Source organism: Enterococcus moraviensis ATCC BAA-383 (genome assembly GCF_000407445.1).
Taxonomy (GTDB): domain Bacteria; phylum Bacillota; class Bacilli; order Lactobacillales; family Enterococcaceae; genus Enterococcus_L; species Enterococcus_L moraviensis.
The window spans coordinates 244,071-264,420 of record NZ_ASWB01000003.1; the positions used below are offsets into that span (position 1 = coordinate 244,071).

The window sequence follows — 20,350 nt, forward strand, 5'->3', positions numbered from 1 at the left end:
TTATCGGTCGAACCCAATTGTTCGAATTTCATAAGCGTTCAGCGTTTCTGTAACTTTTTCTGGTTGCTTCTCTTCTAATAAATTCAACATATACGGCTCTTCTTTCGTGCTTTTTTCCACCTTGATTTTATCTGTTTGCTCGCTCATGTTAAAGCCTCTAACAACCAAGGCTTGATTATTTCCACTATTTTTTACAGCTGTCACAGCAAATGCTTCTCCTGTAACAGTCAAATAGGCATCTTTCCCTTTTAATTGCCCTGAATGGTTTGTTGTTTGTTTCACGCTGAAAGGAATTTGCGCAGCATACGCCCGTTTATATGTCGCGTATCGAGTTGTTTCTTCCCCATGGAAATCAATGGCATAGAAAAATGAATGGTCTCCCAAACATTGCGCTTCTGGGGTTGGAAAATAGCCCCAATCGCCCATCTCTCCAACAGATCGTAAAAGAGTCAATGCAATCGTATTTGTTTCAGGTAAAATTTCATATTCATTTAATCCAAAATTAGAAACAGTCATTCCAGATCGTTCATCATGGATATTGACAAATGCATGTTGGTGTTGCGGATTCGTTGGATTCTCCCAGCTTTTACTCACTTTGTTTGGTCGTGTAACTACTTCATAAATACTATCTGCTTCATGAGTTTCTGCCTGAAGTCCCGTTGGAAATAACATCCGCAAACGATGATCCTTCATTTGATTATTCAGTGTTGTTTCAAACGCTAAACGAGTCGCATCTTTTTCCATTGTTACTATCGTTTCAATCTCTAGTTCTTTTAATGTTGTCGAACGTCCTGCTTTTCGATAACGGAAATCCACCACTGCCTTTTGTTCTTGATCCAACAATGCTTCTGCTGCTACTGGGATCATTAAACGTTGGACTATTTTAAGTTGTGCAATGAATGGTTCATCTTTTATGACAGAAATTTCTGCTGGATGACCACTTGATAGAATCGGACTACCCTCTTCTGGCTGTTTGTAAATATATTCATTTCCAATGTCTCCCGTGTCTTCAATAGTTAGTAGATCGGTATACGTTTTACCAGAATGCTTATCAACTACTTCTAATGTGCCATCTTCATTGATCCGTGCGGTCAACCGACTGTTTTCAAGAACATAATTTCCAGTATTTTTGATCATGGATGATTCTTCTTTTTCTTTTAGGATCGCTTCTTGTAAGGCAAACGAGTTCCATGAAAAAGCGGGCATATCCGTAATTTGCATTTCTACTTCAACATATTTAGCCATATAAGGAACTCTGAAGCGATCTTTCGGTAAATCATACCCAAAACGAACTTCCGATGTTGACACTACCGCTGGAATTATATTTCCTTGCGTATCGATCACTTCAAAAGTTGGCGTAGTGCTCTCAACAAGCTCTTCCCATAATTCGTGCGGAATCCCTTCTTTAAAAGGTTTTCTTTCTATTTCCACTTCAACTTTTACAACGTCTGATTTCTCGTATCCAGACGTATTGAATACAATAAATGGATAGCTTTTTCCGGAAAATCCACTTGTGTCAATCGATTCTACTAAATGTGCTAATGCTTCTTCGGCTAAAAATACGCCTACTTCATTTGCTTTTTCAAATCTTGGAATCATTTCACGATGAACTTCATCTACTGAACACCCACAAATACTGTCATGAGGATGATTTTGCAACAGCAGTTTCCAAGCATAATCCAGTTGATCATGAGGATACTGTTTCGTTAAATCATAGGCCATCGCCGCCAATGGTTCTGTGATATTCTCCAGTTGTCGTTGTACTTTTGTATTCCATTGTTTTAAATAAACCCTCGCCGAAGCTGTATTGGCTAAAGTAAACCACCCATCTGTCTCTTGACTTGTCAATTCTCCATGAACCGTTCCAACTTCTTCTGGCAACTCTTCACGCATCTGTTTCAAATATTCATCAAAATTAGAATGAATAAATTCATATTCTGGGAATAGCTCATTGGCTAAAGCAATTGCTTTTGTTATATTTTTTTGAACAGGCTGATGATCCACCCCGTTCATCATTAGTAAATGATTCGTAGAAGCAAACGTTTCAGCCTCCGCTAATTTTTGCGTCCAAAACGTTATGGCTTCTTCTCTTTCAGCGGGTATTTCGTTCCCATTGCTATACCAATTAGCAAACAATAGACCTAAAACGGTACTGCCATCTGGCCCTTGCCACCACATTTCTGAATATTGAGATGTATAATTTTCATCATCCAACACTTCATTGTTAAAGCCGACAGGTTTTACCCCTCTTCCAAAAGCTGCAGCATCAAGGCCTGCTTGCTTCATCATTTGAGGCGTTTGCCCCATATTACCAAATGTATCTGGGAAATAGCCTAAATTCACTGCTGGCCCCCATTTTTCAGTTTCTTTTTTGCCAATCAACATGTTGCGTACATTAGATTCTGAACTGATCAGAAAATCATCTTGTAGAATATAAAAGGGACCAATTCTCAACTTTCCCTCTGTAATCGCTTTTTGGACGGCCACCTTTTGTTCTGGCCTGACTTGTAAATAATCATCTAAAATAATCGTTTGCCCATCCAAATGAAAACTATCAAAATCAGGATCTGTTTCTGCTAGTTCTAGCACATCATCCATCAGCTCAATCAAACGCATATGATGCTGCTCATATGCCATGTACCACTCACGATCCCAATGAGAATGTGAAATGATATAAACTTTTTTCTTCATGTTTTCCCCCTCCATATCTATCGCTCTACTCGAATATCAAAATAATCCATCACTAACTCGCAAAACATCATGTTTGCCCAAGAAAACCACTCGCGAGTATACTTTCTAGGATCGTTAACATCAAACCCTTCATGCATTAAATGTGTTCCGCCATCATTTTCTACTAAAGAATTCAAGATCCGCTCTTTCTCGGCTTTGTCACTTGTAGTCATCCCCTCCATTGCCAATGCAATCGGCCAGATATAATTTTCTGGCGTGTGAGAGCTTCCAATCCCTTTAGCATATTTTCCTTCGTAAAAGTAAGGATTTTCTTTACTTAGGATCGTTTGACGCGTTTTCTGATAGGCCTCATCTTCAACTACGGTGTAGCCTAGATAAGGAGCTGAAAGCAAATTAGGAATGTTGCTATCATCCATAATACTAGCGTTTCCTAGACCATCGACTTCATATGCATACACTGATTCTCCGCGTTGGTTGTCTGTTTTCCCATATTTTTGGATTCCAGCATCAATCTCTTTTTTTAAAGCAGCCGCTTGGTTTACTATTTCTGCATCCGATAATACGCTAGTAAAAATCTCTTCGATATACCCTAAACAAACCACCGCAAACATATTTGATGGCACTAAATAGCCATACCGGCACGCATCGTCACTCGGACGAAAACCTGACCATGTCATCCCTGTTTTTCCAACCTTGCTGCCGCGCCCCTCATTTGGAAGCGTATCTTCTAAACGAGTAGTCTCACGTTCAAATGTATAAGGTGAATGTTGATGCTCTTGCTCCGTTGTAAAGACTGTCAAAATCTTTTTCACACCTGCTACAAAATTTTCATCGAATTGCTTCTTACAACCGGTATTTTTATAGAGCAAATAAGCCAATTGAACAGGATAACAAAGCGAATCAATTTCATATTTTCTTTCCCATATCCAGGGATTCATCTCCGTATGATCTGTTTGATGCCCAGCATGATTCGGTTCCTCATTGAAGGCATTCGCGTAAGGATCGATCATGATATAGAAAAATTGACGTTGAACTAATCCGCAAATCATCTCTGTCAGTTCTGGATCTTCTTTTGCAATAACTAGGTACGGACGTACTTGAGCAGTCGAATCTCTCAACCACATCGCTGGAATATCTCCTGTCAGCAAAAATGTTGAACCATCTTTTTGCTTTTTAACCGTTGTTGTCAAGGTATTGGCAAAAGCAGCATTAAAATTTTCTGCCCAACCAGCATGCTCATCTCCACATAATTTCGTAATAGTATTCATAAACTCTTGAACTGAATTTGGTACCTCTATATAAGTCATAATGACCTCCTAATATTTGATATATCATTTAACAACGAAAGTATATGCTAATGAAAGCGTTTTGTCCACTGTTTTTATTAACATATTTGATTTGAACTCTTTTTCCAACTATGGTAAACTGACGTTAATGATATATCATTTAACATTTAGGAGAACAATTATGTCAAAACCATTATATAAAAAAATTATCGACGATCTATTACAAGCCATCGAAACAGGTCAATTGCCAGAAAATGCACAGCTTCCCACCGAAAAAGAATTATCCAGCACTTACGATGTCAGTCGTATCACCTCTAAGCGTGCACTTACAGAATTAGAAAATTTAGGACTGATTTACCGTATTCAAGGAAAAGGTAGCTATGTTCAAAAACGAAAACCTAGAAAGAAAAAAGTAGCCCGTATCTTGTTTTTGATTCCTTTCGTAAACGATTCTTCTTTGGGAAATTTTAACGCTGGACTTGCACCTGTCACAAGCGAGCATCACTATGAAGTTATCATGTCTTCTGCAGAATTTTTGATCAACAAACAAGCTGCTGATATCATTGAAGACTTCGACGGAATGATTTACTACGCACATAATACAGATGATTTTTTAGACACCTTATTCGAGCTGTCTATCCAGCAGTTTCCCGTGATCATATTAGATAAAAAAATTCATGACCTACCTTATCCTACAGTTCAATCGGATAACTTTTCAGGTGGTGCTATGGCAACTAATTATTTAGTAGATCAAGGCCATCAACGGATTGCTTATATCTTTGGCGAGCCAACATTGCCTCAATCGGTACGCCAGCGTTACTTAGGCTATATTCACGCAACGAAAAAAAAGAACTTATCATTTCATACTGCCTTAACAGACAAACAAGCTTTTTTATCCGCCGACACTATTGACTATTTAAATCAAAACGCCATTACAGGTGTCGTTTGCGAGAACGACTTAGTGGCAATCTCGCTCATCAATCAAGCTAAACGAACAAATATTGATATACCAACTCAGCTATCTGTTGTCGGTTTCGATAACATTCAAGCGTCAGCCTTGATTGATCCACCACTAACAACAATTGCACAAGACTTTAAAGGAATGGGCAAACTTGCAGGTACACTACTGATAGAATGGATCGAAAATCTTGTGATTCCAGTAGATCAACAAGTCCCAGTAAAACAAATCATTCGAAACTCTACAAAGGAGAATCAATAAATGAACCCAACATTAATCGACACGAGACATGGAACAGATAACCAATATTCTTTTTCAAACGGAAATTGTTTGCCCTATACAGGTGTGCCTTTCGGCATGAACTATTTTGCTCCTCAAACAAACGGAGAGAATGGTAGTTGGTGGTTCAATCCCCGTGATCAGATTTTCCAAGGCTTTCGTTTAACGCATCAACCTAGTCCATGGATGGGCGATTTTAGCCACTTCGTCTTGCTACCTTTTAATGGACAATTAAAGGAGAAGAGTGTCTTTTATGCGCAGTCTTCTTACCGACCAGATGAAAGCGCTTTTAACCCAAATTACTTAAAAATCACTGCACAACGTTATCAACTTACGACTTGTTTGATTCCTAGTATGTACGGCGGGGTTTTAACAACACATTACACACAACCTGATGCTGGTCTCTTACTTTCATTACCAGGAAAATACCAAGTGACGATTGAAGATCCTCATACAGTTTCTGGCTCAATAATAAACTACGCAGGTTGTGAAGATAGCCAATTTTCTTTCTATTTTGCCATGCATTTTCAAGAGCCTATTATAGTTGAGACTCCTTGGGAGCAAACAGGGGAAAACGATTGTCTCTCTTTTTCGTTTGGAAATAGTAAAGAACAAACCATTCAATTTGGTACCTCGTTTATCAGTTTGGATCAGGCAAAATTAAATTTATCACGTGAAGCGCACTGGCAACCTGAAGATTACCTTGTCAAATCAGAAGAACAATGGAACAACTATCTAAACAAAATCGATATCCAAGATAAAAATCAAGCACGTCGTTCAACTTTCTATCACAATTTATATCGCGCATTTTTATTTCCTCAAACATTTTACGAAAAAGATTCTGATGGACAAATTATTCATTACGATACATTGGCAAAAGAAATAAAGCCTGGTTTTCTTTATACAAATAATGGTTTTTGGGATACTTATAAAACTGTTTACCCCCTATATTCATTGATTGCTCAGGAGAAGTATGCAGAAATGCTAGAAGGATTCTTAAACAGTTATCGTGAAAGTGGGTATCTGCCAAAATGGCTTTCACCTGACGAACGAGGCTTGATGCCTGGAACGTTGATCGATGCAGTAATCGCAGATGCAGCTACAAAAAATATCCGACCAGATTTGATGCCTGAACTGTTGGAAGCTATGACTAAAGGAGCCACTGTTCAAAGCGAAAATCCAAATTACGGTAGACAAGGAACCAATGACTATTTGACGTATGGGTATGTTCCAGCTAATTATCACGAATCTGTAAACCATACTTTAGATTATTGTTACAGCGATTTTTGTATCAGCCAAGTAGCAAACGTATTGAATAAGACCGAATCTGCTGAGCAGTATAGAAAACAAGCGAAAAATTATTTATCTATTTTCGATTCTAGTACTGGTTTTATGCGGGCAAAAGGGACGGATGGGAAGTTTAAAGAGCCATTCAATAGTCATCGATGGGGTGGCGATTATGCCGAGGGAAGCGCTTGGCAAAGTAGTTTTGCTGTTTACCATGACTTCAAAGGGTTGATTGCAGCATTTGGAGGAGCAGACTATTTCCAAGAGAAATTGATCGATTTATGTAACCAACCTCCTAGCTTCAATGTTGAGGGATACGGTTTTGAAATTCACGAAATGAGTGAAATGGCTGCAACAGAATTCGGTCAGTTGGCTATTTCAAATCAGCCAAGTTTCCATCTTCCCTATTTGTTCAGTTACCTTGGAAAACCAGAATTTGCCCAACCTTTATTAAAGCAATTGATGATACAAGAATTCAATGATGGTCCTACAGGGTTTCCTGGTGATGAAGATAATGGTAGTATGGCTAGCTGGTACATCTTTAGTTCGTTAGGCTTTTACCCTGTTTGCCCAGGTTCAGGTGAATATATGATCGGGATGCCGTTATTCGATAAAGCTGTTATTCATTTATCTAATGGTGAAACGTTGACGATTTCCTCTAGCCCGAATCAAGAGCAGCAACAATTTGTGGATCATATTCGTTATAATGATTCGTTATATGAGCGGTTAGTCTTTAAACATGACGAGCTGATGACTGGCGGGACGATTGATTTCACTTTAGGAACTGTGCCTAGACCGAGACGTTACACAGAAGAGCAACTACCTTTTAGTATTTAATCCCTTCTTTGATTGAGCGTGAAAAACAGGGTGGAACAAGCCTTCCCACCCTGTTTTTCTACTCATTTCCAACCGAATCATAGTGATGTTTGTATTTTTCGCGAAATTCTTTCGGCGTTAGATCATTCATTTTTTTAAAAATTTGAGAGAAGTAAGTACTGTTGTTAAATCCAATTTTATCAGCGATTTCATTAACATTATCCTCTGTATATAACAATAGATTTTGCGCCTTTTTCATACGATATTGATTTAAATATTGAGAAAAACTCTTTTTCGTTTCTTTCTTAAACAACTGCCCCAAATACATGACATTCAGATGCAGCGATTGCGCTACACATTTCAACGTTAATTCACTTGTATACTCTGAACGAATTTTATCGATCACTTTTTGCACATTTTCTGAATAATCATATGCTATTTTTTCCCGTGTGATCTGAGTCACTGTAGTCGATAGAATCTCGTGCAGTTCATCAGCATTCGATGAATGATTGATATCATCTAGCACTTGTTGATACTCGCCTTCATCCAAATGATTAAAGCGACGATAGATATCCATAAACAGCATAAACGTAATATGGCGAACATCTTCTGGGCGGGCACCAATTTTTTGTGTCTTTGCAAAGATTTCAGCAATTGTTGTTTCGATTGTAGTAAAATCCCCAACCATCAATGTTTTATTAAAATTGATAATATCTGCTGAGAGATCAAAGTCATCTGAAAAAACAGAATATAGCACATTACTACCACTTGCTTCGTAAAACTTATAGCGTTGCAACGTCTGGTTTGCTTTTTCATAGCTATCTGGTACATCTTCCCAATCACCGACCGTCTCGCCGACACTTATTAACCAACTATCGTCTTCGTTTGCTTTTAAAGGATTTACCGTTAGCAGTTGATTCAATTGATACTTGCTCCCTCTGAATATATGTACAATCAGACTTTTATCCCCTAGATTTCTAGTAAATAGTAAAGATTGCAGCTGGCTTTCCAGCCAGTCAATAACGTTGTTTTTTTTCTCACGATTAACCTCTATCAATAAAACAGTCCACTCTGATTTCTCTGCCGTATTGACCAATCGGTCCAACTCTTCATAACTGTCCTTGTCGATTTCACCATTCACCCATTGAGACAATAAAATTTCACTATACAAACCATTTCTAGTTTCTTGCTGATTGCGGTCATCTAAACGTTTCCTTGCCTTTTTGACACTTTTTAAAAGCTCGACCTTATCAACTGGTTTCATCAAATAATTGATTGCCCCCAACTGCAGACCCCCTTTTAAAAAGTCGAATTTTTGATAGCCAGAGAGAATCATAAACTCAAACTCTCTAGCCTCTTTTTGAGCCGCTTCAATAAACTCTAACCCTGTCATTTCCGGCATCGTGATATCAGTGATCACTAGATCTATCGCTTCTGTTTCCATCATTGTTAATGCTTCTTTAGCATTTCGTGCTGTCCCTTTGATCGCAAAACCTTCTGCTTCCCAAGAAATAATTTTTTTCAATCCATTCACGATCATATACTCATCATCAACTAGTAAAACGTTATAACTCATTTTATTACTCCTTTGATCTTAGTTTTAAATCATGATTAATTGTAAGAGCTAGGCTCATCAAAAGTGAGCATAATCGCGATTCCTTTTGTTTCATTTTGAGTGATTGTCATCAGAAATGATGGTCCAAAATGCGCCCGTAAGCGTTCATTCACATTTTGCAACCCGATCGAATCATGTAATTCGATTTGTTGACTCTTCAATTTAGTTTGGATCAATGCTAACTTTTGCAAAGAGATCCCTTTCCCATTATCACGGATCAAAATCTTTACTTGTCCATCTGTTAAACGTGCTTTCACACTAATTGCGTTATCATTTCTAGAAAAATCAATACCATGGACAAAATAATTTTCAATCAATGGTTGAATTGAAAACTTAGGCAACACTAAGCCCTTCAATTTTTCATCAATCTCAAAGTGATACGCTACTCGATCTGGATACCTCATTTGATATAAGTATACATATTTTTCACAAAAACTTAGTTCCTTTTCTAATGTTGTCGTTTTGGCTTGGTCTGTGTTATTTCGTAATAATGTCGAGAAGGCGTAAACTACATCTGCTAACTCTTCACTCCCTTCACTTAGCGCATACATACGAATATATTCTAATGTGTTGTATAAAAAATGCGGGCTAATTTGAGATTGTAACGCTCTCATATGTGCATCTTGCTGTTTAATTTCTAGTTTATAGATATCCGCTATATATTGTTCGATATTGTCTAGCATTGTATTGATGCCTTTTGAGAGAACCCTTAGCTCAAACTGGGTTTCCCGTTCATTAATCCTTGTGTTCAACTCACCTGCTGTGACAAGCGCCATCGATTCCATGATAATATCAACTTGCTGAGAATATTTAGTAAACGTTCGATAAAGCAAATACAGCAGTATCAAAATCAGCACTACACCACCCAACAACAAAATCCGCAACTCAAAAAGAACATATGCTAAAATTTTTTCTTTCGATACCGTTACTAAAATATCAAAACCACTAGTCGTTTTCAGATGCTCTAATTGATTATTTTCTGCCAATTTTTGGATCGGTAATTGAGAGGTTTCGTTCATCTTGTGCTGGATCAATTGCCGATCTAATGCATTATCTTTTTCTGTATACGTTAACAATTGATAGCCTGTACTGGAAAACACATACGCTGACAATCCTTCAAAGGTTGTTAAATGCGTCAAACTATCGATAATATCTTTTTGTGAAAATTCCACATAAAAGCTGCCCAATACTTCTAAAGTTACAGGATTCGTAATTGGATAAGCTAAATAAAACTTGTTATTCAGATGTGGTGTGCCCGTTATTTTTCTACCACTCTTATCGTTAACTGTAGAAATATAATAGTCGTCATAATTGTTCAATACCATGATGACCGATTCAATGTTATCAAACATCGTATAAAAATTATTCACTTGCCCAGGTAGAAACAAATAGTTTCCTGTTTCTAATTGTTGATCATAAGAAAAAGTCAAATAATTTGAAATCGAAGAGTCCATATATCGATTTAAACTATTGATTTTTTCCTGACTATCCGTTAAACCATTTAACATTGTTTTCCCTTGTAAATTTTTATCATTGATTGATCGACTAATCGTGTCTACTGCTTCTTGTGCCGTGATTTTCCCTCTCCCCATCGATTGCCAGTAGGTATTCATGCCAATACTGCCCATACCAATCAAAATCAATGAAACTAAAATCAACGCATAATTTTTTAATAAACGGTTCAATAACGTCTTTTCATTCAAGGAAGAAGGTTGCTTTTTACGCATGAAGTTCCAATCGTTGGTCGATTGTTTGTCGCCATGATTTCGTTGCCGTAAAGCTCCAAATTTGAATCATAGAAACAGTACCAAACAAGATCAATCCTTTGAAGTTCCATGTAACAAATAAAATCAAGCTTATCCCGATTGCTATTTTTAATAGATTCGTAAAATTAGATAACGTTGAAATAAATGCTAATTTCAATAAATTTTTTAAACCGATTTCATAATAGCTGTCCAATAATAACGTGTATTGATACGTAACAATGCCATAGATCATGGCAAAAACTAAAAGAAAATCAATCATCAGAAACGCCAATCCTTGAATCTGAACAGACAAAAATAAATTATACGCTAGTAATAATATGACTACAATTGCCGCATAAAATAAGAGATTCCCCCTATTAAAATTCTGTTTAAAGAGACTCCAGCCTTCTTTTAAAGTGATTTCTTTGTAATCAAATTCATGACGAATAAACAGTTCATTGACTGTTTTCAAAGCTGGCCCAATCCCTGCTATAAGCAATCCACAACAACTGAACAACCAGAAAAATAAATTTAGTTTCACAATGACCCAAATTTTAATGAATAACGTTTCTAACGCTTTTCCAACCATCTTCCTCTTCCTCTCTACTTTTCTATTCCTATAATAAATAACTATTGAAAATATTCCAAATAAAAAACTGCTGCATAAAATAATACTACGCAGTTTATGTAAGATTCTATTTTTTTATAAAAGAACCAAGTAAAAACGATCGATCATCGAGTCACTTGGTTCTAGCCATTATACCTGTATTATTTTTTCAAAAACGCATCATATTGTTTTTGCATTTCAGTCAAGACTTTGTCGTAACCAGCATTATCAAGTGCTTCTTTTAATTTAGGCACTGTCTCTTCTGGATCAACAGTTCCTGTATTTAAACCATCCAAATATTGACTCATCACGTTGGCGATGTTACTCATTTCTGTTTTTACATTCGATGTCACGAAGTTAAAGCCTAAGATTGGCGAAGTTTCTGCTTTAGCGATCGATTCATCACGCTCTTTGATCATTTCGTCTGTAATCGTGTCTTGTGTGTATAAGATTTTGTTATTTCCAGTATTCCATGCTGGTAGATGGGTATTTGGTTTGTAGCCATCTAGTAATTTGATTTTACCGTCTTGATCAGGGATTTTTTCCCAAGCTTCGCCTTCAATTCCCCAAACCAAACCGTTCAACAATTCTGCATCACTATTGATCAACCCTAAAACTTCTACAGCTTTTTCTTTATTCTTAGAGGTGTTTGACACAACAAAGTTAGCCATTCTTGCTTGATCACTTGATTTTAATGGTGTCGTAAATGCTTTAGAAACTAATTCTTGACCAGCAGCATTACTTAAAATCGTATCACCATAATCGTAAGGCCCTTGTGTTTCTTGACGGATGAACCATGTATTTCCTTCTAACGGAAATTCTGTATTACTAGTTGCTGCATCTGATGGAATATATCCTGCTTGATACCACTTATGCATCGTTTTTAAGACATCCATAAACTCTTTGTTTTCATATTGATTAACGATTTTCTTAGTATCACCATTCAAATCAACTGCAAATGGATAACCATTTCCAATTGGGAAATCAAAATCACCTTGTGCTTTGAACCCTTGCCCAATCGCAAACGCTGCGATGTTTGGTTCTTTATCATGGAATGTTTTCAACACACTTTCGGCATCTTTATACGTTTTGATATCATCGATCGATAAATTATATTTATCTAAATATTGCTTGTTAAACGTTAACACTTGTTGCGAGTAAACATTGCCATTCACTGGAAAGGCATATAGCTTCCCATCTACTAAATTTCCTTTGATATAGGCTTCATCCAACTGATCGTAAGCATCTTTAGCAAACTTAGGAGCTAAATCTGTTAAATCTGCGAAAGCACCTTTTTGCGCATTCGGCACATAGTTATCTGCAAAGGCAATATCATAGTTTTCACCTGACGAGACAATAACACTCATTTTTTTCTCGTAATCGCCCCAACCAATGTATTGGATATTTAATTTGACACCTGTTTTTTCTTCTATTCTTTTGTTGGCAACATCCATCAATGCATCATAATTTTCAGGTTTATCCCCAATTTGATACATCATTAACGTATTTTCATCTGTTTTTTTGCTACTACCAGCAGTTTTATCTTTACTGCCTCCACCACATGCTGTTAACGCACCTAAAAGAACAACTGCTGTACTTAAACCGACTACTTTTTTCCACGTCTTCATTTTCTGTTCATCTCCATTTTCTATATATTATTCCTTAACTCCGCCAATCGTTAACCCTTTAACAAAATATTTTTGGAAAAACGGATAGCTGATTGCAATCGGCAATGTCGAAATAACCACGATGGCCATTCGCGCTGATTCTCCCGGTATTGCTGCCATCCCACCAGATAATTGACTGCTAGCTCCGGCATTTTGGGTCAAATATTGAATATTATTTTGAATCTTCATCAACAAATATTGCAGTGGAACTAAACTGTCTTTTTGAATATATAAGAGTGCATTAAACCAGTCATTCCAATACCCTAAAGCCGCAAACAAACTGATCGTTGCGATTCCAGGTACTGCTAGCGGCAACACGATTTGAATAAAAATACGTATCTCAGAAGCTCCATCGATTCGAGCCGATTCAATAATTGAATCAGATACTGAACGTTTGAAAAAAGTTCGCATCACAATAATATTAAACGGACTGACTGCCATTGGCAAAATCAACGCCCAAATCGTATCTTTTAATTGAAGTAAATTCGTCATCACCAAGTAGTTTGCGACCATCCCTGGAGAAAATAACATCGTGATCAAACAAAAAAACGTGAAAAAACGACGAAATGGAAAATTAGATCTGGAAATCGCATACGCATATAATGATGTTGCAGTACTATTGATCAGCGTTCCGATCACTGTCACTAAAACAGTCACAAACAATGCTTGAAAAATTTTCTCTTGCATCTGATCAAATAAGTAAGTATACCCAAAGAAACTAAATTCCTGAGGCCAAAAACTATAACCATGCGCTGCCAACGCTGTTTCATTACTAAGCGAGATTGCCACTACAAATAAAAACGGCAAAATACAGGATAGAGCAAAAACGGCGATCAATACATTAAAAAACAAATTTACGGGTCGATTAAATGAACGAATTGCTACTTTTGAAACTGGTTTTTTCTTCAATGTTTTCACTCCTCCTTAGAATAATGCCGAATCATTGTCAAAGCGACGTACGATCCCGTTTGTAACCATTAACAAAACAAACCCGACTGTTGACTGATATAAACCAGCCGCAGCAGTCATCCCAATATCACCTGTAGCGGTCAAGCCATTAAAGATATATGTATCCAAAACAGACGTAACCTGGTACAAGGAACCAGAATTTCTTGGAACATTATAGAACAAACCGAAATCCGCTCTAAAAATATTCCCTACAGCTAAAATCGTCATGATCGTCATCAATGGTAATAATTGAGGGATCGTGACATTCTTGATTTGCTGCCACTTGCTTGCGCCATCTACCATTGCAGCCTCATAATAAGTTGGATCGATTCCCATAACAGAGGCAAAATAAATGATACTATTATAGCCAATCCCTTTCCACGTTCCGATAAAGACTAAGATAAACGGCCAAAATTTCGGCTCACTATACCAATTAATCGGCGTTCCTCCACGACTTGAAATCCACTGATTGAAAATCCCTTTGTCTGGGCTTAAAAAGGCATACACAAAATACCCAATAATAACCCAAGATAAAAAGTACGGCAAAAGAGACATCGTTTGATAAACTTTTACCAAACGCTTATTCCGTAGTTCACTCATTACGATTGCAAAAAATACAGAAATGACAAGGTTTAAAGTAATAAAGGTCACGTTGTACAACACTGTATTTTTCGTAATCAAAAAGGCATCATTAGAAGAAAACAAAAACTTGAAATTCTCTAAACCAACCCAAGGACTTTCTTTCAAACTAGCGATAAATCCATCTGGCGAAATATGAAAATCTTTAAACGCTACAACATTAGTCAATACTGGAATATAAAAGAAAAAAATCATCCATAGCATTGCTGGAATCGCCATTAAAATCAATGCCTTATACCGCCAAACATTTGTAAAGAAAAGTGAGCTCTTAGACTTCTTCTTCACTTCCCCAACTCCTTTCATCAAATTGTCTATAATAGAATTGTAGCGCTTTCAAAACAAAATAAGAATAAACAAAATATAGATATTCTTATACAAAATATAGATGTTGTGAAAAACAAGCAGATGAATTTGTTACCCTCTAGTTAAGGAAATATTGATGGTCCCCCCACATATTAACTAATAAAAAAATAGACACCCGTTGAAGCGTTACTGCTTACGAGTGTCTATTTACCTAATAATATCACTATGCTTCTTTTATACTTTTCAAAATATAATAGCCTTTGTCTTTTGTCACGATTTCTACATTGCCAAAGACTTCAGCCATTTTTTTCTCAGCACTTGGCGCACCTTGTTTCTTTTGAATCACGACAGTCAACGTTCCGCCGACAACTAGTCTAGGATGTGCGTCACTTAAAATTTCATGCACCACTTTTTTCCCAGCTCGGATTGGTGGATTGCTAATGATTGCTGCATATTGCTGTTCGTGGGTATCAGCGTAGATATTTGATGTATGGATATCAACATTTTCAACATGATTTTTCTTCGCATTTTCTTGTGCTAAAGCGACTGCTCGCTGATTGACATCGATCATTTCTACCGTTCTGCCACTAAATGAAGCCAATGTTAAACCGATTGGGCCATAACCGCAGCCGACATCCAGCAACTTACCTTCTGGAAGATCTTCCCACTCAAAAGCATCAATCAACACACGGGAACCAAAGTCCACCGTATTACGAGAAAACACTCCACTATCGGTTAAAAACTGAAACTTTTTCCCTCTTAATTCAAACGACCACTGCTCTAAATCATGAGCTAGATCTGGATTTTCTGTATAATAATGATTATTCATTTTCTTCTTCCTAACTATTTTCTTTTGTCATCAGTCTACCTTTTATTTCGCGAACAATCAAGGCAGCGAGTAAGTCATAACCCGTTTTAGAAAAATGGAGTCCGTCTGCTTGTAAAAATTCATCTGTGCCAGGGTAAACCACCATTGCTTTGTATAAATCGATGACAGGAATCTCATATTTAGCACCGATCACTTTTACTCGTTCGACATATTCACGAATCCGATCATCAGCACGTGTTGGTTTTCTAGCGCAATCTACATAAGGCGGTGTGAGTAAAATCACTTTTTCTTTGCCGATTTTAGTAATCATTGTTTCGATGTTTTCTGCGTATTTTTCTAACGGCACTAGATTGTCGCTATTCGTATCATTCGCGCCGAAAAAGATCGTTACGATATCCGCTTGTTCAGCTACAACTTCTTTGTCCAAACGGTTCATTGCAGCTTGCGTGGTATCTCCCGGCATGCCAGCATTTACGATTATCACCTCTTCATAATTTTGAGCTGCTAGATCTTCTGTAATCAAGTTTTGTAAAATAGGCGTGATGGCTTCTTCGCCGTATCCTGCTGTGATACTATCTCCAAATAAAACAATTTTTTTCATTACGTATTTTCCTTTCTCAACTCGTTTTCTTTATTTATCATACCATTGAAAAGGCTGTTTTGCCGAGGCAAAGAATTATTTTAGCAGTAAAAATAAAACCGCCCCTCCTCCTATCCAATCATAGGATTCAAATTTAACTAATATACTTAAAAAATGACTAATTGTCATAATCATATTGAATCAGTAATTCTTCCGTTATACAATAAAGTAAAATGAAATAAGATAGGAAAACTTACATATGAATAAAAGAAGAATACTCGGTCTGGCCTCGCTTTTGTTTTTAATTGCGCTTGGCGGATGCCAAAAGACAACTGCACTAAAAACAGAAGAGTACGATCTAGCTATTATTGATTCAAAAAACATCACAACCTTTCTTGAAAAAGATGATAAACTAGAAAAAGTGGAGCAACTTAAACGAGCAGATGGAAATCTAAATTTTTGGCGCAATAATTTTTGGGAAATGAATAATCATTACTACACAAAAACCTCTGAAAATCCCAAACTTGACGTTTCCTTAGCAAAAATTGGTCGTGACTTAGCCATTGATCTTGTCAAAGCAGAAGGAAATGATGCCTATACTTCAAATGTAGACGGAGAATTTTTTTATACTACCGCCTGTTTTAGTGATCGAACAGAATTTTATAAATATGATAAGAACTTGAAACTACAGTTGAAAAAGGAACTCCGCAAAAAAGAAAGTATCCTAACCAATCAATTGATCCCTCTAGGTGAGTATCTCTATGTTTTATGTGGCTATACTAACCCTGATGACGGATCAAGTAAAAATATGTTGGTGAAAATGACAAAGGAATTTGAAGTGATCGAAGAAACAGACTTAGGTGATGAAACAAGTGCATATATGAGAATGGTTCATTTTCAAAATAAACTGTATATTACAGAAGCCAATGCTGGCATGGGGGCAACTGGTGAACCTGGAGAAGCAAATCGTGTACTTGTATATGATCTAGCAACAAAAAATAAAGCGTATCTCACTTTGACTTATCCTTATCCGATGGAAATATATGTAGACGAGCCAAACAAAAACCTAATCATTCGTCACTATGAGCTATATGTAAAAAGCTATACATGGACCGTTTATAACCTGAAAGACCAATCAGAATCGTTCATTCACTTTCCTGAATATGAAAAATTAGAACAAGAAAAACATATAAATCCTCCATTTTTCACTCAGGATAGTGGTTATTACTATTTTATGTTCGATGACCAACTCACCAAATATGATCCTAAAACGAATACACCTATCAAACTAGACTTGTCAGGTTATGACTTTGAAGATACAAGTGCTTTGATTATGAATAAATAAGAATACACAATAAAACTCTACTTTAACCACTCAGTAGGGTTTTGTTGTTTTATGAAAGATGCTATAATAAGCACAGAAATAAATGTTGGCTTTGGTGGAGGAACCGATGGACGATAAAATGAATTATTACCCCATTTCACGGAAGGAATGGCAGGGCTTCTATCATAACGGCAAAGCGCCGCTGACAGAAGAAGAATTAGAAGATATTAAAGGCTTCAATGATCAAATTTCATTGCAGGATGTGCAGGACATTTACGTGCCACTGACCCATCTGATTCATTTATATATGAAAGAATTTGAGTCTTTAACTGTTAGCAAAGGGCTATTTTTGCATGAATATGTACCTGTTCCGCCTTTTATCATCGGGATCGCTGGTAGTGTGGCTGTTGGAAAAAGTACCACCGCTCGCTTGTTGCAGCTGATTTTATCCAGAACCTTTAAACGCCGCAATGTCCAACTGATTACGACGGATGGCTTTTTGTATCCGAATAAAGTATTGGCAGAAAAGGGCATTATGGATCGGAAAGGATTTCCAGAGAGCTATGACATGGAAAAGTTAATCGACTTTTTAAACCAAGTCAAAAATAGCCAAGAAGAAATCAAAGCACCACTTTATTCTCATAGTGTCTATGATATTATTGAAGGCGAATATGAAGTGATCCAACAACCAGATATTCTGATCGTTGAAGGAATCAACACCTTGCAATTACCAGCCAATCAGCAGATTTACGTCAGCGACTTCTTTGACTTTTCAGTCTTTGTAGATGCAGAACCGAAGCTGATCGAAAAATGGTACCTTGAACGTTTTGGCGCCTTACTCGATACGGCCTTTCTTGATCCAGATAATTACTATTATCAATATGCGATCGGAAACCGTGACGATGCCTTTGCGATGGCTAAGGAAGTTTGGAAAACGGTGAATTTGAAAAACTTAGAGGAATATATCTTGCCAACTCGAGGCAGAGCGGATATTATACTTCATAAGACTGAAAATCATATTATTGATGAGATATTTATGCGTAAATACTAAGAAAAGCGGAATGAAGCGTTTAATCCGCATGAAGATTGTCTATTTTCCTTGTGGATTGCTTCATGGAGCTAGATCTCAAAGCAACACTCAATTTGATTCTAAAAAGGTCAAAAATTCTTTTTGACCTTTTATTAGATAAATCTAAATGGATAGGGGTAATAAATGTGACCAATGTTGCCGATTTGACAACTGTCGAAAAAATTATTGTTTTAGACTTTGGTAGTCAATATAACCAATTGATTACTCGACGTATTCGTGAATTTGGCGTGTTCTCAGAGTTATTGAGCCACCGAATCACAGCGGATGAAATCCGTGCCATGTCACCAAAGGGAATTATTTTCTCTGGTGGCCCAAATAGTGTTTATGATGAAAATGCGTTTAGTATCGATCCTGAAATTTATGAATTAGGGATTCCAATTCTAGGGATTTGTTACGGTATGCAACTGATGATGCATAATCTAGGCGGAAAAGTCGAGCCTGCTGGCAACCGTGAATATGGTAAGTCAGAGCTATCACTTTTGATTCCTGATTCACCTATTTTTAAAGGAACACCTGAAAAACAAATCGCTTGGATGAGTCATGGTGACCTTGTCGCTGCCATCCCTGATAGCTTTGAAACGGTGGCAACTAGTGCAGATTGTCCGTTTGCAGCAGTTCAAAATACAGACCGCAACCTTTACGGTGTGCAATTCCATCCAGAAGTACGTCATTCTGAATATGGTAACGACTTATTACGTCACTTTACGTTTGATATTTGTCATTGCGAAGGCGACTGGACAATGGGCAACTTCATCGAAATGGAAATCAACAAAATCCGCGAACAAGTTGGCGATAAAAAAGTCCTTCTTGGCCTTTCTGGCGGTGTGGATTCAAGCGTTGTTGGTGTGCTTTTACAAAAAGCCATCGGCGATCAATTGACTTGTATCTTTGTAGATCATGGTTTATTGCGCAAAGGTGAAGCAGAACAAGTAATGGATAGTTTAGGCGGAAAATTCGGCTTAAACATTATTAAAGTAGATGCAAAAGAACGTTTCTTAGATAAATTAGCTGGCGTTTCTGATCCAGAGAAAAAACGTAAAATCATTGGGAATGAATTCGTTTATCTTTTCGATGATGAAGCGACAAAACTTGATGGCATCGACTTCCTAGCACAAGGTACCCTTTATACAGATATCGTAGAAAGCGGAACTGAAACGGCGCAAACGATCAAATCTCACCATAACGTGGGCGGATTGCCTGAAGATATGCAATTTGAATTGATTGAACCGTTGAATACTTTATTTAAAGATGAAGTTCGTGCCTTAGGAATCGAATTAGGCATGCCAGAAGCACTTGTTTGGCGCCAACCATTCCCTGGTCCTGGTTTAGGGATTCGTGTGCTTGGTGAAATTACCGAAGAAAAATTAGAAATCGTGCGTGATTCTGATGCGATTTTACGTGAAGAAATTGCCAATGCTGGTTTAGATCGTGATATTTGGCAGTACTTTACTGTGTTACCTGGCATCCGTAGTGTTGGTGTAATGGGTGATGGCCGTACGTATGATTATACGGTGGGCATTCGTGCAGTGACTTCGATTGATGGGATGACGGCTGACTTTGCTCGAATTCCTTGGGATGTGTTGCAGAAGATTTCTGTGAGGATCGTGAATGAAGTGGATCATGTGAATCGGATTGTTTATGATATTACGAGTAAGCCACCTGCTACTGTTGAGTGGGAATAATTAA

15 protein-coding genes are annotated in these 20,350 nt (G+C 37.3%); 5 read left to right on the forward strand and 10 right to left on the reverse strand.

Going from position 1 to position 20,350, the window contains the following annotated elements:
- On the reverse strand, positions 1 to 2,691 hold the full coding sequence (locus I586_RS11235) for an alpha-mannosidase (RefSeq protein WP_010766258.1): 2,691 nt from the start codon (positions 2,689 to 2,691) through the stop codon (positions 1 to 3).
- 17 nt (positions 2,692 to 2,708) lie between these two features.
- On the reverse strand, positions 2,709 to 3,998 hold the full coding sequence (locus tag I586_RS11240) for a glycoside hydrolase family 125 protein (protein ID WP_010766259.1): 1,290 nt from the start codon (positions 3,996 to 3,998) through the stop codon (positions 2,709 to 2,711).
- A gap of 160 nt (positions 3,999 to 4,158) precedes the next feature.
- Between I586_RS11240 and I586_RS11245 the strand changes: the two genes are divergently transcribed.
- Positions 4,159 to 5,196, forward strand: coding sequence for a GntR family transcriptional regulator (locus tag I586_RS11245; protein ID WP_010766260.1), 1,038 nt, complete (start codon positions 4,159 to 4,161; stop codon positions 5,194 to 5,196).
- Positions 5,197 to 7,338, forward strand: a complete 2,142-nt coding sequence (locus I586_RS11250; RefSeq protein WP_010766261.1) for a GH92 family glycosyl hydrolase — start codon at positions 5,197 to 5,199, stop codon at positions 7,336 to 7,338.
- A gap of 58 nt (positions 7,339 to 7,396) precedes the next feature.
- Here the strand turns inward: I586_RS11250 and I586_RS11255 are convergent, their stop codons facing one another.
- The 8 genes from I586_RS11255 to I586_RS11290 form a co-directional block, all read right to left on the reverse strand.
- Positions 7,397 to 8,893 (reverse strand): response regulator transcription factor, encoded by a 1,497-nt coding sequence (locus I586_RS11255; protein WP_010766262.1) that lies wholly within the window; start codon positions 8,891 to 8,893, stop codon positions 7,397 to 7,399.
- Between the two features lie 35 nt (positions 8,894 to 8,928).
- Entirely contained in the window at positions 8,929 to 10,659 is a 1,731-nt protein-coding gene (locus I586_RS11260; RefSeq protein WP_010766263.1) for a sensor histidine kinase, read from the reverse strand.
- Positions 10,652 to 11,266: a YesL family protein gene (locus I586_RS11265; protein WP_010766264.1), complete on the reverse strand. Its 615-nt coding sequence runs from the start codon at positions 11,264 to 11,266 to the stop codon at positions 10,652 to 10,654. The genes I586_RS11260 and I586_RS11265 overlap by 8 nt, the downstream gene beginning before the upstream one ends.
- A gap of 179 nt (positions 11,267 to 11,445) precedes the next feature.
- Entirely contained in the window at positions 11,446 to 12,912 is a 1,467-nt protein-coding gene (locus tag I586_RS11270; protein ID WP_010766265.1) for an ABC transporter substrate-binding protein, read from the reverse strand.
- A 27-nt stretch (positions 12,913 to 12,939) separates the two neighbouring features.
- Complete coding sequence (locus I586_RS11275; protein WP_010766266.1) at positions 12,940 to 13,860, reverse strand: carbohydrate ABC transporter permease; 921 nt, start codon at positions 13,858 to 13,860, stop codon at positions 12,940 to 12,942.
- A 15-nt stretch (positions 13,861 to 13,875) separates the two neighbouring features.
- The gene (locus I586_RS11280) at positions 13,876 to 14,841 is read right to left on the reverse strand and encodes an ABC transporter permease (RefSeq protein WP_425250068.1); all 966 of its coding nucleotides are present in this window, start codon (positions 14,839 to 14,841) and stop codon (positions 13,876 to 13,878) included.
- A 223-nt stretch (positions 14,842 to 15,064) separates the two neighbouring features.
- Positions 15,065 to 15,670, reverse strand: coding sequence for a class I SAM-dependent methyltransferase (locus I586_RS11285; RefSeq protein WP_010766268.1), 606 nt, complete (start codon positions 15,668 to 15,670; stop codon positions 15,065 to 15,067).
- A gap of 10 nt (positions 15,671 to 15,680) precedes the next feature.
- Positions 15,681 to 16,271 carry a GDSL-type esterase/lipase family protein gene (locus tag I586_RS11290; RefSeq protein ID WP_010766269.1) on the reverse strand — a complete coding sequence of 197 codons (591 nt, stop codon included), beginning with the start codon at positions 16,269 to 16,271 and terminating at the stop codon, positions 15,681 to 15,683.
- Between the two features lie 238 nt (positions 16,272 to 16,509).
- On the opposite strand from I586_RS11290, the gene I586_RS11295 reads away from it, so the two are divergent.
- From I586_RS11295 to guaA, 3 genes are all read left to right on the forward strand, one after another.
- Positions 16,510 to 17,595: a hypothetical protein gene (locus tag I586_RS11295; protein ID WP_010766270.1), complete on the forward strand. Its 1,086-nt coding sequence runs from the start codon at positions 16,510 to 16,512 to the stop codon at positions 17,593 to 17,595.
- A gap of 106 nt (positions 17,596 to 17,701) precedes the next feature.
- Entirely contained in the window at positions 17,702 to 18,625 is a 924-nt protein-coding gene (gene coaA / locus I586_RS11300; RefSeq protein WP_010766271.1) for a type I pantothenate kinase, read from the forward strand.
- Between the two features lie 164 nt (positions 18,626 to 18,789).
- Positions 18,790 to 20,346: a glutamine-hydrolyzing GMP synthase gene (gene guaA / locus I586_RS11305; RefSeq protein ID WP_034702405.1), complete on the forward strand. Its 1,557-nt coding sequence runs from the start codon at positions 18,790 to 18,792 to the stop codon at positions 20,344 to 20,346.
- The last annotated feature ends 4 nt before the right edge of the window (positions 20,347 to 20,350 follow it).